16 protein-coding genes are annotated in these 13,493 nt (G+C 68.6%); 9 read left to right on the forward strand and 7 right to left on the reverse strand.

Going from position 1 to position 13,493, the window contains the following annotated elements; translation table 11 throughout:
• The 7 genes from D7X12_RS17605 to D7X12_RS45370 form a co-directional block, all read left to right on the forward strand.
• Window positions 1–1,044 (forward strand): glycosyltransferase (locus D7X12_RS17605; RefSeq protein WP_120626429.1); only part of this gene is annotated, 1,044 nt, incomplete at its 5' end.
• Window positions 1,041–1,364: a lycopene cyclase domain-containing protein gene (locus D7X12_RS17610; RefSeq protein WP_120626430.1), complete on the forward strand. Its 324-nt coding sequence runs from the start codon at window positions 1,041–1,043 to the stop codon at window positions 1,362–1,364. The genes D7X12_RS17605 and D7X12_RS17610, both read left to right, overlap by 4 nt.
• Window positions 1,361–1,708: a lycopene cyclase domain-containing protein gene (locus tag D7X12_RS17615; protein WP_120626431.1), complete on the forward strand. Its 348-nt coding sequence runs from the start codon at window positions 1,361–1,363 to the stop codon at window positions 1,706–1,708. The genes D7X12_RS17610 and D7X12_RS17615 overlap by 4 nt, the downstream gene beginning before the upstream one ends.
• Window positions 1,705–2,382, forward strand: a complete 678-nt coding sequence (locus tag D7X12_RS17620) for a lysophospholipid acyltransferase family protein (protein WP_120626432.1) — start codon at window positions 1,705–1,707, stop codon at window positions 2,380–2,382. Before D7X12_RS17615 ends, D7X12_RS17620 begins: the two co-directional genes overlap by 4 nt.
• Entirely contained in the window at window positions 2,379–3,239 is an 861-nt protein-coding gene (locus tag D7X12_RS17625) for a MerR family transcriptional regulator (RefSeq protein WP_120626433.1), read from the forward strand. The genes D7X12_RS17620 and D7X12_RS17625 overlap by 4 nt, the downstream gene beginning before the upstream one ends.
• Before the next feature lie 9 nt (window positions 3,240–3,248).
• Window positions 3,249–4,154 carry a MerR family transcriptional regulator gene (locus D7X12_RS17630; protein ID WP_120626434.1) on the forward strand — a complete coding sequence of 302 codons (906 nt, stop codon included), beginning with the start codon at window positions 3,249–3,251 and terminating at the stop codon, window positions 4,152–4,154.
• A 528-nt stretch (window positions 4,155–4,682) separates the two neighbouring features.
• Window positions 4,683–5,420, forward strand: coding sequence for a phospholipase A2 family protein (locus D7X12_RS45370; protein WP_369333657.1), 738 nt, complete (start codon window positions 4,683–4,685; stop codon window positions 5,418–5,420).
• 603 nt (window positions 5,421–6,023) lie between these two features.
• On the opposite strand, the gene D7X12_RS17640 is transcribed toward D7X12_RS45370, so the two are convergent.
• The 5 genes from D7X12_RS17640 to D7X12_RS17660 form a co-directional block, all read right to left on the reverse strand.
• Entirely contained in the window at window positions 6,024–7,505 is a 1,482-nt protein-coding gene (locus tag D7X12_RS17640) for a DUF2252 domain-containing protein (protein ID WP_208719113.1), read from the reverse strand.
• 155 nt (window positions 7,506–7,660) lie between these two features.
• On the reverse strand, window positions 7,661–8,872 hold the full coding sequence (locus tag D7X12_RS17645) for a hypothetical protein (RefSeq protein ID WP_120626436.1): 1,212 nt from the start codon (window positions 8,870–8,872) through the stop codon (window positions 7,661–7,663).
• Between the two features lie 204 nt (window positions 8,873–9,076).
• A complete protein-coding gene (locus tag D7X12_RS17650) occupies window positions 9,077–9,325 on the reverse strand; it encodes a hypothetical protein (protein ID WP_120626437.1) in 249 nt (82 codons plus the stop codon).
• A gap of 176 nt (window positions 9,326–9,501) precedes the next feature.
• Window positions 9,502–10,032: a hypothetical protein gene (locus D7X12_RS17655; RefSeq protein WP_120626438.1), complete on the reverse strand. Its 531-nt coding sequence runs from the start codon at window positions 10,030–10,032 to the stop codon at window positions 9,502–9,504.
• A gap of 33 nt (window positions 10,033–10,065) precedes the next feature.
• The gene (locus tag D7X12_RS17660; protein ID WP_120626439.1) at window positions 10,066–10,464 is read right to left on the reverse strand and encodes a hypothetical protein; all 399 of its coding nucleotides are present in this window, start codon (window positions 10,462–10,464) and stop codon (window positions 10,066–10,068) included.
• 216 nt (window positions 10,465–10,680) lie between these two features.
• Between D7X12_RS17660 and D7X12_RS17665 the strand changes: the two genes are divergently transcribed.
• Window positions 10,681–11,616, forward strand: coding sequence for an NADP-dependent oxidoreductase (locus D7X12_RS17665; RefSeq protein WP_120626440.1), 936 nt, complete (start codon window positions 10,681–10,683; stop codon window positions 11,614–11,616).
• Here D7X12_RS17665 and D7X12_RS17670 read toward each other — a convergent pair.
• Window positions 11,613–12,269, reverse strand: a complete 657-nt coding sequence (locus tag D7X12_RS17670; protein WP_120626441.1) for a TetR/AcrR family transcriptional regulator — start codon at window positions 12,267–12,269, stop codon at window positions 11,613–11,615. The two genes, D7X12_RS17665 and D7X12_RS17670, sit on opposite strands and share 4 nt — an antisense overlap.
• A 107-nt stretch (window positions 12,270–12,376) precedes the next feature.
• Here D7X12_RS17670 and trhA point away from each other — a divergent pair, with 107 nt between their 5' ends.
• Entirely contained in the window at window positions 12,377–13,063 is a 687-nt protein-coding gene (gene trhA, locus D7X12_RS17675) for a PAQR family membrane homeostasis protein TrhA (protein WP_120626442.1), read from the forward strand.
• Window positions 13,064–13,072: 9 nt separating this feature from the next.
• Here trhA and D7X12_RS17680 read toward each other — a convergent pair whose 3' ends face one another.
• Window positions 13,073–13,441 carry a winged helix-turn-helix transcriptional regulator gene (locus D7X12_RS17680; protein WP_120626443.1) on the reverse strand — a complete coding sequence of 123 codons (369 nt, stop codon included), beginning with the start codon at window positions 13,439–13,441 and terminating at the stop codon, window positions 13,073–13,075.
• Window positions 13,442–13,493: the final 52 nt, after the last annotated feature.

Here is a 13,493-nt window from a genome sequence, read left to right on the forward strand (position 1 = left end):
CTGTTGCGCCGGGCGCCCGCACCGGTTGCTCGCGTCCTTCCGCCCGTGCTCCTGCTGCGCCCCGTGGACGCGCCCACGCCCCAGGAACTGGACAACCTGGCGCGCGTCGTCGATTACGAGGGCCCGCTGGAGCAGGTGGTGCTGTCGCCCTACCGGCCCCGGCTGGCCCCGGGCGTCCGGTGGCTGCCGAGTGATCCGCCCGTGCCCAACCGCAAGGTGGGGCACCTGCTGTACGCGCTGGACACGCTGGACACGCGGGGGCGGGTGGTGCTGGCGGTGGACGCGGACGTGGCGGTGACGGGGGCTTTGGTGGAGGGGCTGGCCGCGCCGCTGGTGGCGGGCGCCGCGCTGAGCACCGCCGCCCCCACGCCCATTGGCGCGGTGGATGCGGCGGGGCGTGCCATGGCGGGCCTCTTGCGCTACACGCACCACAGCTTTCGCGCGCTGCACGCGATGAGCGCGGGCGCGCAGGCGGTGTGTGGCAAGGCGCTCGGGTTGTCCGCGCGGGCGGTGGAAGCGCTGCGCGGGTTGTCGGACCACATCGGTGAGGACCTGGAATTGGCGAAGCGGCTGCATGCACGAGGGTTGGAGGTCGCGCTGAGCGCGGCGCCCGCGTGGGTGCCCGTCGCGCCGGAGACGTCGTGGCGCACGCCGCTGGAGCGCTTCACGCGGTGGATGCAGGTGCTCGCGAGCCACCGGCCGGGCCTGTACCCCACGGTGCCGCTGCTCTTCACGCCCACGCTGCCGCTGGTGCTGCTGGCCCTGGCGCTGGGCGAGCCCGCGGTGTGGCTGGCGGTGGGCGCGCTGGTCGTGGTGCGCACGCTGTTGTCGCTGCGGCTGTCGGCGCTGAGCGCGGTGCCGGGCGAGGCGCGTCAGGGCCATGCGCTGACGGACTGGCTCACGGGTGAAGCACTGCTGCTGGCGGCCTTCGGGGCTTCGCTGACGCGGCAGGGAACGGTGACGTGGCGCGGACACACGTACGCGCTCCTTTCGGGAGGGCGCATGGTGCGGGTGGCGTCGCAGTGGAGTGGAGGCCCGGGATGACCTACGCGCGCTTCCTGGGGTTGTTCGTCGTATTGCCCATCCTGTTCCTGCTGGTGCGCTACCGCCGCACGCTGTCGTGGCAGGGGCTTGCGCCCATGGGCGTGCTGCTCGTCGTCGTCTACGTGACGACGTCGCCGTGGGACAACATGGCGGTGAAGTGGGGTCTGTGGGGCTTCGACCCGGAGCGCATCTGGGGCGTGAAGCTCTTCTACCTGCCGGTGGAGGAGTATCTGTTCTTCGGCCTCCAGACCCTGCTCGTCGGCCTGTGGGCCCGCGCGCGGTTGGAGCGCACCCTGGACCGGCGGGAGGTGTCGCCATGATGGAGACGCGCTGGGCGTATCTCATCCACCTGCTGGCGTGGACGCTGCCGGTGATTGGAATCCAGTTGGTGCTGCTGGTGGGGCACTACAAGGAGCGCTCGGGCGCGGTGCTGCGCGCGGTGCTGCCGCCGGCGTTCGTGGTGGGCGTGTACCTGTCGATCGCGGATCACCTGGCCATCTCCACCGGCATCTGGAACTTCGGGGAGGGGCGCCATGTGGGCGTGTACATCGGGGCGGTGCCGCTGGAGGAGGTGCTCTTCTTCCTGCTGACGAGCGTGCTGGTGTCGCTGGGGCTGGCGCTGTTCACCGCGCTCCTGCGTCTCCGGGAGGCGCGGGCGTCGTGATCCGCGCGGCCAAGGGAGGCCCCTTCGGGTGGGCGGTGGACCGGTACATCGGGTGGAAGGTCCGCACGACGTTCCGGGGCCTGTGGGTGCGCGGCGAGCTGCCCGCCGACGGCCAGGGGCGGCTCATCTACCTGAACCACTGCAACTGGTGGGACGGCTTCGTGCTGCACCAGCTCTGCCAGGTGGCGGGCTGGGACGGCTACTGCCTGATGGATGAGGAGAACCTGCGCCGCTATCCCTTCCACACGAAGATGGGTGCGTTCAGCATCCGCAAGCAGGACGCCATGTCGTCGCTGTCCTCGCTGCGGTACGCGAAGGAGCTGCTGCGCCGTCCGAGCGCCGCGGTGTGTGTCTTTCCGGAAGGGGAGCACCGGCCCTTCGGCGCCTTCCCGCTGAAGCTGGAGCGCGGCGTGGAGCTGCTGGCGAAGGCGGCGAAGGTGGAGTGCGTGCCCATCGCCATCCGCTATGCCTTCTTCGAGCACGAGCGTCCGGACGTGTTGCTGGAGGTGGGCATGCCGCACGAGGCCGGGCCGCTGTCGCGCTTCCAGAGCGGGCTGGAGTCCGTGGTGCACAAGGTGGCGACGGTGACGAGCCTGGAGGGCTTCACGCGCAAGGTGTCGGGGGCGCGCGGCGTGGCGGAGCGCTGGGACTCGGCGCGGGGCCTGGGCCGATGAGCCTGCGCATCCGCACCATCGCCCGGCTCACCGGCATCCGCGAAGCGACGCTGCGGGCGTGGGAGCGCCGCTATGGCTTTCCCCGGCCGGAGCGCAGCGAGAACAACTACCGCGTCTATTCACGTGACGAAGTGGAGGCTGTGCGCCGGGTGGCGAAGCTGATGGAGGGCGGCCTGTCGGTGAGCGAGGCCATCGCGCAGGTGCGGACCGCGCCGGTGGTGCCCTTCCTGCCGGACGCGCGGCGGATGGAGCGCTTCTGGGCGGCGGTGATGGTGCTGGACGGGGACGGTGCGGACGCGGTGCTGGAGGAGGCCCGGGAGGAGATGGGCACGCTGGCCTACTGCGACAACTTCCTCCTGCCGCTGCTGCGGGAGATGGCGTCGCGCCTGGACGTGGCGCGCGAGCACCTGGGGTCGGCGCTGGTGCGACAGCAGTTGCGGCTGTTGCTCGCGGGGATGGAGAGCGCGAGCGACGGGCCCCGGGGCGTCCTGGCCTGCCCGGCGGGGGACCACCACGAGGGCGGGTTGCTGGCGCTGGGTGTCCACTTGAAGGCGCGGGGCTGGCGGGTGACGTTGCTGGGCGCGGACACGCCGGCGGAGGCGCTGCACGGGGCGTGCGTGCAGGTGCGGCCGGACGTGGTGGCGTTGTCGTTCGTGCGGCGCCGGGAGCCGGCGGACTTCCTCGCGGTGTTGTCGGCGTCGTTGCAGGCGTGCGCGTCGGTGCCGATGGTGGTGGGAGGGCCGGGCGCGCGGGAGCACCTGAAGACGCTCTTCAGCCTGGGGGCCCAGTACGCGGAGACGGCGGAGGAGTTCATCTCCATCTGGCAGCAGGTGAGGAACGCGCAGAATCGACCATGAAATCCAGCCATGGCTGAGCGCACCTATCGCATCCACATCGCCGCGGAGCTGTCAGGAGTCCGCGTGGAGCTCATCCGAGCGTGGGAGCGCCGCTATGGGGTGCTCGCGCCCGAGCGCACGCCCGCCGGCTACCGCGTCTACACCGACCGTGACGTCGCGCTGCTCAAGCGACTGAAGGCGCTGACGGAGGAGGGCGTGGCCATCAGCGAGGCGGCGAAGCTGGTGCCGCGGTTGATGGCGGAGCTGGACGCCGGGCCGCCGCCCGTGCGGGAGGTCCATGAGTCCGCCGGCACGGGGTCGCAACCCGAGGCGTGGCGCGCGGCGGTGATGGCGGCGGCGGAGGCGTATGACCAGCCGCGCGTGTCCCGCATCCTGGACCAGGTGTTGTCCTCCCTGCCGCCCCTGCGCGCGTTCGAGGACGTGCTCGTGCCGGTGCAGCGCGAGGTGGGGGATCGCTGGCACGCGGGAGCGCTGTCCGTGGCGCAGGAGCACCTGGTGACGCAGGTGGTGCGCGAGCGGCTGGTGAGCCTGCTGCACGGCGCGCCTGATGGGGGCCGCAAGCACGCGGTGCTGGCGTGCTTCCCGGAGGAGGAGCACGAGCTGGGGCTGCTGGGGGCGGCGCTGCGGCTGCGCTATTCGGGGGTGCGGGTGACGTTGCTGGGCCAGCGCGTGCCCACGGAAGGGCTGGGCGAGACAGTGGCCCGGGCGCGGCCGGACGTGGTGGGGCTGTCGGCGGTGACGAACCGGGGCGCCACGGCGTTCGAGGACGTGCTCCAGCGCATCAAGGCCGCGCTGCCGAAGGGCCTGCCCGTCTGGGTGGGAGGCCCCGCGGCCCAGGCGCACCCGGACGTGTGTGAGCGCCTGGGCGTGCGGCTGTTCCAGGATGAAAGCGATTGGACGCGGCTCGCGGGCTGAGGGCTGTCTGGGATGGGATGTAAATCCCCGTTGATGACATCGCATCAGGGGAATGTGGAAGTGCTACGGAATGGTGGCCTGGAAACTCTGGCATTTGCTGCAGTTAGCCCCTGGTGAACCCAGGCGCCTTGATGTCTGACTCCATCACCTGATGTCCCATCCAGCTTTCCTCTAACGTCATGGGAATGGCCGGCTGTTGTTCTTGACTGGGCATGAGGGTGCTGATAGGCACGCCCTTTCGTTTGTCTGACAACGGCGTGATTGGAATATGAGAATATGGTGAGAGTGGCTGGTTTATCTGCGGCATGTGTGCCCCGAGAGACTTTCTGGGTTGCCGCCATGGTGGCTGTGTTTGTTTTGATGTTTCCCGGTCATGCTTCGGCGCAGTATGCGTGCCACTCCCAGCCTGGGACGCCTGGGTGTTACTTTGACTGTGGGCCAGGTGGAGCCACCTGGCCAGGGGGAGCAATACACATGTGCACTTGCGATGGCTCCCCACAGTCCCTTCCGGCGGGCGCGAGCTCAGGCATGGGGCCCTCCTGTTATATTATCGGAAGCCACTGTGCGCCGTGGGAGAGCTATCCGCATTCAACGTCGAGCTGCAGTCAATGGCCGTGCACTCCTGGTGCGGCATGTACGGCCGCCAGTGGTTGCCCCGGTGTTTGTGTCTACACGAGCCCCTCAGGCGCGCAAAGTGGCTCGCCCGTGGCGTGTGTTGAAGATCCCCAGGCTGCATGCTGCCCCGGACAGCAGCCATCTTGTGGGAATACATGTTGTGGCGAGGGGGAGGTCTGCGCGGCAGGCGCTTGCAAGCCTGCATGTGGCTCGCTGCCATATGAGCCTGCCAATCAGTGCTGCGTCGACGAAAACATCCGGCCGAAATTCCAGATTGAGGACCTTTCTCACTGTCCGGACCGGGTTGCGCGTCCTGGATGGGATCCGGCCGACCCCAGCCATATCAACGGATGTGGTCCGGATGGATCTCCAGACATCTTCCCTGATTTCTATGGCTCGGTGGAGTTTGGCCCGACCTGTAATTTGCATGATTCCTGTTATGGGACATGCCTTAGTGACAGGCTTGACTGTGATGACAAATTCGCCAAACGGCTTGAGGCCTCGTGTCGTGATGTCTACCCTGGAGTGCTGATGACCAGGCAGAGAAACCGATGCCTGCGTCTTGCTTCATCCTTCGCTTTGGGGGTCTCTGTTGGCGGTAGCGGTGCGTATGGAGCGGCCCAGAAAAAAGCATGTATTTGCTGTCAGTGATTTTCTTATTGTGGGTAATGGGGTTATCTGTGCGTAATCGTTTTTTTGGAGTTTGGGCCGGGATATTCTGTGCTGCGGTTGTCTCGGCATGCTCCGAGCGAACCACGCCGCCTGCATCATCGGCCGCCACCGCCTCTCGCGTGCAGAGCGCCGAGAGCCTGACAGGCACCTGGGTGGGTTATTTTACAACGGTAGGAACGATCCCCGTTAACGTCCGCTACGTACTCACGGATGATAACGGGCAGTTGTCAGGGACTTCATTTGACCAGGAACCGAGGACGCTTCAGTACGTGCCGATCCTGCCGGTGACGGGCTCTCGCACAGGCAACTCCGCACAGTGGACGAGTGGTGGCGACACGGTATCGGGGACGCTTAGCGGGGACACTTTTTCGGGGACGCTTGTTTTCACCGACGACCTTTCCGGAAACCCTGTGACGATTCCCATCAGCCTTGAGCGCTCCTCCTGCGTGCCCGAGTCGGATGCGGCTTTCTGCGCCCGCCTCGGTTCCAGCTGTGGCCGGGTGGTGGGGGCGGACAACTGTAGCGTTCGCAGGGTCGTGGCCTCTTGCGGACCGTGCCCATGAACCCGCGGGCCGCGCTGGCTCACAGGCCGTGCGTCAGCGCTGCCGCGTTCTTCGCCAGGGCTTCAATGAAGCGCGCGTAGTCCTCCTCCACCTGATCCGAGTAGGCGCACGCGAAGTCCGCGATGGCTTCATCGAAGTGGTCGCTGGTCCCCAGGTAGCCCGCGATGAGGGCGGCGTCCCCGGTGCGTGCGTGGGCCCTGGCGAGCGTGGCTCCGCACGCCTCCGCGTAGTCCATGAACACGGGCGCATCCATCTTCTCCGCGTCCAGCGAGCCCTTCATGTCGCGCAGCTGGCGCACGTAGAAGGCGCCCATTCCCTCCACCTCCGTCCAACCGAGGAAGAGGTCGGAGAAGGCCTGCATGCGCCGCTGGCCCACCACCACGCGCTCTCCCGCGCTCCTCGCTTCGCTGGGACCCAGGTAGGGCTCCAGCACGGAGGACTTCGCCTCCTTCAGCTGCAACACCAGCGGGTCGTTGCCGCCGTTGCCCTCGCACAGCACGACGTAGGCCTGCAGCCCCACGCTGCCCACGCCCACGACCTTGAAGCCCCACTCCTTGCGCTGGTAGCGCAGACACAGGTCGCGCACCGCGCCGTCCAATGACGCCAGGTAGCCCACCGTGAGCTGCTTGATGCGCCGCTCCAGCTCCTCGGCGGATACGTCCATCTTCACCGCGGTGAGCGGGAAGAGCAGGGGCGGCTGGTAGGCGAGGTGCCGCTGGCCGTTGCGCTCCACGGTGAGCTTCTCCACCGCGTGCGCGCTGGTGTGACGCTTCGCCTTCTCCACCGCCTCCGAGGCGAGCTTCGCGGTGTCCTCGGAGGTGGAGCGCAGCAGTTGCTTCGCGTCCACGTGCAGCGACCACACCTCCAGCAGGTTCTTCGTCGTCAGCTCGCGCATCATCCGGCGGTAGGCCTCCACCGCCTTGCGCGCGGCCTTCCTCCCGCAGCGGCCGCCCAGGTCGTTCTGCTTCGCCGCCACGACGAAGCTCGCGGCCAGCCGCTTCACGTCCCACTCGAAGGGGCCGGGGAGCGTCTCGTCGAAGTCGTTCAGGTCGAAGACGAGGTTGCGCTCCGGCGTGCCGAACAGGCCGAAGTTGCTCAGGTGCGCGTCACCGCAGATCTGACTGCGCAGGCCGCTGTGGGGCGTGTGCGCCAGGTCGCGCGCCATGGCGAACGGCGTGCCGCGCAGGAAGGCGAAGGCAGACTCGGACATGCGCTCGTGCCGCACGGGCACCAGCCAGGGCAGCCGCGTGGCGTCCGACTCCTTCAGCTGCGCCAGCGGGTCGCGGCCCCGGAAGGGCTTCCACGCGGCGTGGCTGCTGCGCGGGCAGCGCTTGCGCAGCGCCCGGCCGGCGGCCATGCGTTCGTCGACGCTGCGGAAGTCCACGTCCTGCAGGCGGGAAGGCTTGAGCTTCCGGGGTGGACGCCGCACGCGCTGCTGCTGCTGGTTGGACACGAGGGGAACCTTCGCGGCTCCCAGCTCCGATATGCCGTCCGCATCCATGGGATGTGTGACTCCTCGGCCACGAAGGTGGGGACCGAGGTGTCCGACGGGAAGCGCCCACCCGGGGCGGGTGGGCGCCGAATGTTCACCGGTGGGCGCGCGACGTTGCCGGAATCCCTACGGAGTCAAACGATGCGCGTGCCGGAGGGCCCGGCTCAGGCGGCCCGCTCACCCGTCATCGTCATCGTGGTGGGGGGATTCCGGGGCATCTGGAAGACGACCTGGTTCGGGTGGGTCTGGTACGGGGCGAAGTACGGGCTGTTCGGGCCCAGGTTCGGCCCGGGCGGCAGCCGCGGCCCCCTTTCGGCCGGGTGGTACGTCCTGTCGAAGTCCTTGCGCTCCGGCAGGTAGATGTCCTTGAAGTTGTGGGCCTTGATGGGGCTCAGCGAGCTGCCCTTCGTGAACTCCTTGATGACCGCCTTCTTGCCCTGCGTGTCCATGCCCGGGTTGGCGAAGAAGCTCGCCTTGCCGTCCACGCCGAACAGGTTGGAGATGGGGTCCTTGGTGTTCGTGTAGTGCACGTACTTGGGCCCGTTCGGATACCGGCCCGACGCCGCGCCGAACGACTCCACCTTGACCTTGCCCATCTGACCGCCCTTGCCGTCCTTCTCCAGCTCCTTCTTCACCTCGCCCAACGCGCGGCTGGTGATGAGGCCACCCTGGCTGTGCGCCATGATGTGGACGTCCTTGCCCGTCTTCAGCTCGCCCAGCACCACGTCCTTGAGCGAGTCCACCGCCAGGTTCTTGCCGGCGTTGAGCTTGTCGCCCACGCACTGCTTCAGGTCGCCCAGGAAGCCCTCGGTGGCGTTGTGCAGGCCCACGACCTTGGCGCCCGTCTTGTCCGCGACGCCCTGGAGGACCTCGCGCTGTTTCGCCTCCGTGGTGGTGATGCCATTGACCTGGATGATGGTCTCCTTCGTCTTGCTGCCGTTGCTCGGCGTGAAGCCCTCCACGTCCTTGAGCGTCTTGTCGCCAATCTCGTCCTTCTTGATGACGCCGTCCTTCGTCAGCAGGGCACCATCGAAGGGCCGGTCATCCTCGGAGCGCTTGGTCAGCTCCTGATGGTCGATGCCCAGCTTCTCGCCCAGCTCCCGCACGACCTTGTCGTCGTTCAGGTCCAGCTTCTCGATGTCGAACTGCGGCCCGCTGTCATCGGCGATGCCCTTCAACATGTCGCCCGGGAGGGGGATGGTGCCGCCGTTCGTCTTGCTGGCGCTCGCCGCCTCGAAGCCGTCCTTGTTCGCCTGGACAGCAGGGGCCTGCGTGGCCTTGGGGGCCTCCGCCTTGGCGGCGTCCACCGGCGGCTTCACGGCGTGGGCGGCGGTCAGGGGCGACGGAGGGGGACGGTTGCGGATGGCGCTGATCATTTGGAGGGCTCCTCGAGGCGGCGTGGCCTCTGTGCGGCGTTGATGAGAGCCATTGCTGCTTCTGTGCCACGATGTGCGACGAAATGCGTTATGAGGGTTTGCAAGGAATTGCAGGGCTTTGCGTGAGGGCCGGATGAGGCGGGGAACCTCCGCCCTGGTGTGTGGCGTCACCAGCGCTGAGGGCCCCCGTCACCAGGACTCGCGTCAGCGGTAGTAGGGCGAGAGGGCGCTGGAGATGCGCGCCAGCAGGTCCTCGGCCTGCAACCGCTCATCCCCCGTGAGCGACGGGAGCTGCGCGGTGAGCGTGTCGCGGGCCTCGCGCAGCGCCGAGTACGCGGGCAGCGTCTGGAATTGCTTCAGGATGTCCACCATGGCGCGGCGCGCCGGGTAGCTCCGCACGCCGTCCACGTTGAGCAGGATGCCGCGCTCCACCAGTGGCGCCGCGAAGACCACGTCCGTCCAGGCATCGAATCACTCCAGGGGAGGCGGCGTCGTGCCGTCCGTTGCGCTGGAGGAAGTGCTTTTCGGGGTGGGCATGTCGGGAGGAATCCGGGCGCCGGAAGATGCCCTCCACCGCGCAAGGACTTTCAACGCGACCGATATGCCAGCCCGGTTCGCGCCGTGCGCCCTCAGCGGCCCTCGTCGCCGAACACCGGGCGCAGCTGACCGCTGTTGATGGCCACGGACAGGCCGCTCTCCAGGGCGTCCCGCTGCTCCCGCGTGCCCGCGCGCATCGCCTGGTGGAAGTGCCGGTGGTCGTCCTCCGTCCAGCGGCCCCGGGAGACGGCTTCATCCAGCACCTGCCGCGCCTGCTGCGCGGACGCCTCCTGTTCCGGGGTGATGGCGGGACGCGCTTCGGGCGGCGGCTCCGTCGCTCCGGGGGCGGCGGCTGCCAATGGCTCACGGAGCGCGAGCGCGGTGAGCTGTTCGCGGATGAGTCGCAATTCCTCCCGGGAGTCCTGTGTCTGCATCACGATGGGAGCGGAGCCGGGGCGCGACTGGACGAGCGGGCGCAGTTGGCCGAGCTGCGCGGCCAGCTTCTCGTCCAGCAGGCGCTCCAGGCGGGACTCCAGGGTGGCGTGCGTCAGGGCCACGCCCCCGGCGATGCCGAGCGCGATGCCCACGCCCTGCGACAGCAGCGTGCGAAGGAAGGTCGTCATCGGATCACCGGGGGCGGGGAGTGACGCAGGGGACTACGGGTCCTTCGGGGCCAGGTGCGAGCCCTTGAGCACGTCGAAGCTCTGGCAGACGCCGTTCACGTCCCAGGTGAACGCGACGTAGGACTCGTCACCAGCGGCCTGCAGGCTGCGGATGAGCACCGGCGAGGACGAGCTGCACGTCACGCTGACGCCCGCGGTGTTCGTGGCGTAGCACCGCATGACCTCGCTCCCGACGGCGTCCGCGTCGGAGCGACAATAGATGCGCTGGATGTTGTCCGCGGTGTTGCGCGTGGAGCCCATCGAGCCCTCCGCATAGCGGCTCACCGTGTTGATGTTCAGGTTGAACGTCGTCTTCAACCCCGCGTACGCCACCGGGGCGGCGAGCAGGGCCAGGGCCACGGACATCCCAAAGGACTTCGTGAAGCGCTTCATGGCGGGAACTCCCTTTTCGGATTGCTGAAGGGGTTACGACCGTCGGCGCGGATATTCCCGTGTCGATTGTTCGAGGGCACGCTCGGGTCGCGCGGGCCCGGGGTGTGACATCGTTCCACCCCTGAGACAGTGCATCCCGGGGGGAGGCCTGTCGCTGGAGGCCAGGACGCTCTACACCTGCCTTCAACGCAACGCGCCTCTCCGCGAGGAAGTCCCATGAAAGCCATCACGTTCAGCGAGTACGGCGGTCCCGAAGTCCTGCACGTCACCCCGCTTCCGGAGCCCGTGCCGGGCCCCGGGCAGGTGCGGATCCGCGTCAGGGTCGCGGGGGTGAACCCCGTGGACGCGAAGCTCCGCTCGGGCCTGATGAGCAAGCAAATCCCCCTCTCGCTGCCCGCCATCCCCGGCTCCGACGTCGCGGGCACCGTCGATGCGGTGGGGGAGGGCGTCACCGCGCTCTCCGTGGGCGACGAGGTCTTCGGCTGGGCCGACACCGGCTCCTACGCGGAGGCCGCGTTGGCCACGAAGGTCGTGCGCAAGCCCCAGGGCCTGTCCTGGGACGTAGCGGTCGCGCTGCCCGTGGCAGGAGAGGCAGCGACGCGGGGCCTGCGGCTGCTCAACGTCCAGCGGGGCGAAACGTTGCTCATCCATGGCGGCTCGGGCGCGGTGGGCACGCTCGCCGTGCAGCTCGCGCTCCAGGCCGGCGCCACCGTCATCGCCACCGCGAGCCCCGCGCACCATGACTCCCTGCGCGCGATGGGGGCCCTCCCCGTCAGCCACGGTCCGGGTCTTGTTGATCAGGTGAAGGCCCTGGGGCTGGAGCCCCGCCCGGATGCGCCTCACGGCATCGACGCGGTGTTCGACGTCGCGGGGAAGGGAGCGCTGCCCGACTCCATCACGCTGCGCGGCAGCACCCGGCGCATCCTCACCATCGCCGACCCGCAGGCCTTCTCCCTGGGCATCCCGTTCTCCGCGGGCACGCCGAAGGATCGCTCCTCCGACGACCTGGAAGCGCTCGCGGGGCTCGCCACGAGCGGGAAGCTGGACGTCGCCATCGCCGCGCACTTCCCATTGGAGGAGGCGGCCAGGGCGCAGGCCCTCATCATGGAGGGCCACCCGCGAGGGAAGATCATCCTCGTGGTGAACGGCTAGCGGCGCTTCGGTTCGCGCTTCGTGCCGGGCGCGGTGGGCTCCTTGGGCAGGTGCCGCAAGCCCATCCACCCGAGCGCCGCGACATGCCGGGCCACGCTCTCCGTGGTGAACCCGCGCCCCTCCGCCGCCCACCAGTGGCCCACCTGGGTCACCATGCCGACGAGCGCGTTGGCGTAGATGGGCGCGACCTTGGAGGAGAAGCCCGCGCGCTCGAACTCGCTGCGGAAGACCTCGCCCACCCGGTGCGCCAGGTCGTCGATGACGCGCGTCAGCCCGCGCCGCGCCACCGCCGTGGGCGAGTCGCGCGTCAGCACCGCGAAGCCCTCCGGCACCTCCTTCACGTAGTCCAGGAACGCCATCACCGCGCCCTCGAAGCGCTCCCGGGGCGAGCCCTCGGCGATGCGCACGGACACGCGCAACACCAGGTCCTCCATCTCCCGGTCCACGATGGCCGCGTACAGCCCCTCCTTCGCGCCGAAGTGCTCGTAGACGATGGGCTTGGACACGCCCGCCTGCTGGGCGACCTCCTCAATCGAAGTGGCCTCGTAGCCCTTCGAGGCGAAGACCGCCCGCCCGACCTCCATCAACTGGACCCGACGCTCGGCGCCTGTCAGCCGCTGCTTCTTCTTCAAGTTGACCTCGAACCTACCCATCGGTAACTTACTGTAAGGAAACCTACCATGTCGTAGGCAAGGCGAGGAGCCGCACCCATCATGAGATACTTCGTCTTTGCGATTGTCGCACCCCTCGGGGTGACCTGATGTCCACGGCGACCACGACGACCACGGAGACCCAGGCGGAGTCCCTGGCGGTGGAGAAGCCGAAGCTGCGCGGAGTGTTGCACCAGTGGGCGGCGGCGTTCTCGGTGGGGGCGGGGGTGGTGCTGGTGGCGCTGGCGCCCACGCAGCGCACGGCGTTGGCATCCGCGCTGTATGCGTTGAGCCTGGTGGGGCTGTTCACCATCAGCGCGACGTACCACCGGGTGAACTGGGCCCCCCGGGGCCGCGCGTGGATGCGGCGGGCGGACCATGCGGCCATCTTCCTGCTCATCGCGGGCACGTACACGCCCGTGGCGATGCTGGGGCTGCCCGAGGAGGTGGGCAACCGGCTGATGCTCTACATCTACACAGGGGCCGCCATCGGCATCCTGCAGTCGCTGTTCTGGGTGGGCGCGCCGAAGTTCATCACGGCGGCGCTGGCGGTCGCGGTGGGGTGGATCATGATGCCGTACTTCGGCGACGTCTTCCGCTCGCTGGGCGGCAACGGCGTCGGGCTCATCATCGGTGGTGGCATCGCATACACCACGGGCGCGCTGGCGTATGCCCTCAAGCGCCCCAACCCCAAGCCCGGCGTCTTCGGCTACCACGAGGTCTTCCACGCGCTGACCATCGTGGGCGCGGGATTCCACTTCGTGCTGGTGCTCCAGATGGTGCGCGCGGCGCGGTAGGGCGCCCCGTCACCGGCCCGCGACAGCGAGCGTGGGCTTGCGGGACTTCTGGCCCAGATAGTCCTCGCCCCAGTGCTTCAGCGCGAGGATGACCTCGCGCAGCGTCTGGCCCTGCGCGGTGAGGCTGTACTCCACGCGCGGCGGGACCTCCGCGTACACCTGTCGGTGCACGAGCCCGCTCGCCTCCAGCTCGCGCAGCTGCTGCGTCATCATCCGCTGCGTCACCTCCGGCAGGTGCTTGCGCAGCTCCCCGAAGCGCAGCGTGCCGCCTTCGAGCAGGTGGTAGAGGATGAGCCCCTTCCACTTGCCGCCAATCAGGTCGAGCGTCGCCGCCACCGGACAGGCAGTGGAACACGCGTAGGACTTGTGCCGGGCCATGGGTACCCTTTTGGTGCCTGAGGGTGGAAATTGTGCGTACTTGTCCGCATCC

Source organism: Corallococcus sicarius, from assembly GCF_003611735.1.
GTDB lineage: Bacteria > Myxococcota > Myxococcia > Myxococcales > Myxococcaceae > Corallococcus > Corallococcus sicarius.